Here is a 1,991-nt window from a genome sequence, read left to right on the forward strand (position 1 = left end):
CCGCGGCCGTGCGCGGCCTCGCGGCCCACGGGGCGGTGCTCGTCGACGTGCGGCCGGCGCGCGCCTTCGCCGCCGCGCACATCCCCGGCGCCGTCTCCATCCCCCTGCGCGCCCAGTTCGCCTCCTGGCTGGGCTGGCTGCTCGACCCCGCAACGCCGTACGTCATCGTCCGCGACCGGGACCAGGACCCTTGGGAGGTCGCCTGGCAGGCCGCCAAGATCGGCTACGAGGGGTGCGCCGGAGAGCTCGCCGGCGGCATGGACGCCTGGGACGGACCGACCGAGACCATCGACGTGGTGAGCGCGGACGGGCTGCGGGACGGCGAGCGCGTGCTCGACGTCCGCCAGGACGCCGAGTACGCCGCCGGGCACCTCCCCGGCGCGCGGCACGTCGAACTCGGCGACTTGCCCGCCCGCGCGGGGGAGGTGCCGGACGAGCCCACGGTGGTGATGTGCGGCCACGGTGAGCGCGCGATGACCGCCGCCAGCCTGCTGCGCCGCACCGGCCACCGGCGGATCCGGGCGCTGGCGGGCGGCCCGGAGGACTGGCACGCCCGCACGGGCCTCCCGCTACGGGAAGGCACGGCGTGAACACCGGCCTCGACGCCGGCCTGAACACCGGCGTGACAGCGGCGTGAACACCGGCGCCCCCACCGCGGGCGGCATCCGGCTGGGGCTGCGCGCCAACCTGGCCCAGTTCATCCTCCTGGTGGCGGTCAACGCGCTGGTCGGCGGCATGCTCGGCCAGGAACGCATCACGTTGCCGCTGCTGGCCGGCACGGTGTTCGGTCTGTCGGCCTACACTTCGGCGCTGACCTACATCCTGGCCTTCGGCGCCACCAAAGCGGTCACGAACTTCTTCGCCGGCACCCTGTCCGACCGCTCCGGCCGCAAGCCCGTGCTGGTGGCCGGCTGGCTGATCGCGCTGCCGATCCCGGCCATGCTGGCGTGGGGGCCGTCGTGGGCGTGGATCGTGGCCGCCAACGTGCTGCTGGGCGTCTCCCAGGGGCTGACCTGGTCGACCACCATCATCATGAAGATCGATCTGGCCGGGCCGGACCGGCGCGGCCTGGCCATGGGCCTCAACGAGGCCGCCGGGTACGTCGCGGTCGCCGTCACCGCGATGGCCACCGGCCAGCTCGCCCAATCCTTCGGGCTGCGGCCCGCGCCGTTCCTGCTCGGGGCCGCCTACGCCGCGCTCGGCCTGGGCCTGTCCACGCTGGCCGTACGCGAGACCCGCGACCACGCCCGCTCGGAGGCCGCCGCCCACCCCGCCCCGGACGGCTCCACGCCGGGCGAGCCGGGCGTGCCGTCGACGGCGCGGATCGCCTGGCGCACCAGCGTCAGCGACCGCTCCATGTCGGCGGCCAGCCAGGCAGGGATGGTCAACAACCTGAACGACGCTCTCGCCTGGGGCGTCTTCCCGATCGTCTTCGCGGCGGGCGGGATGAGCGTCGCGCAGGTCGGCGTGCTGGGGGCGCTGTATCCGATGGTGTGGGGACTGGGGCAGACGCTGACCGGCTGGTGGTCCGACCACGTGGGCCGCAAGCGCCTCATCACCACCGGGATGATGCTGCAGGCCGCCGCCATCGCCGCGGTGGCCGCCGGGCACGGCTTCGTCCCGTGGGCGGCGGCGCAGGTGCTGCTCGGCGTCGGCACCGCCCTGGCGTACCCGACGCTGCTGGCGGTCATCGGCGACGTCGCCCACCCGGTCTGGCGGGCCCGCGCCGTCGGCGTCTACCGGCTCTGGCGCGACGGCGGCTTCGCCGTGGGAGCCCTGCTGGCCGGCCTGATCGCCGACCTGTACGGGCTGAGCGCCGCGATCTGGACGGTCGCCGCGCTCACCGCCGCCTCCGGAGCGATGGTCGCCCTGCGCATGCGCGAGACCCTGACCAGGATGACTCGGACGTGACGCCGAGCAGTTCGCAGATGACCGCGATCGGGAGCGGCAGGACCAGGTCGGCGGCTGGCCCGGCGGCGGCTGGCCCGGCG

General features: G+C 75.2%; 2 protein-coding genes. Both read left to right on the forward strand.

Translation table 11 applies throughout. The features are described 5' to 3' along the window. Positions 1 to 590 (forward strand): rhodanese-like domain-containing protein (locus DQW85_RS23770; RefSeq protein WP_162795302.1); only part of this gene is annotated, 590 nt, incomplete at its 5' end. A gap of 43 nt (positions 591 to 633) precedes the next feature. Continuing rightward, the gene (locus tag DQW85_RS23775; RefSeq protein WP_113702285.1) at positions 634 to 1,911 is read left to right on the forward strand and encodes an MFS transporter; all 1,278 of its coding nucleotides are present in this window, start codon (positions 634 to 636) and stop codon (positions 1,909 to 1,911) included. Positions 1,912 to 1,991: the final 80 nt, after the last annotated feature.

Origin of the sequence: Nonomuraea lactucae, assembly GCF_003313395.1 — a bacterium.
Lineage (GTDB): Bacteria > Actinomycetota > Actinomycetes > Streptosporangiales > Streptosporangiaceae > Nonomuraea > Nonomuraea lactucae.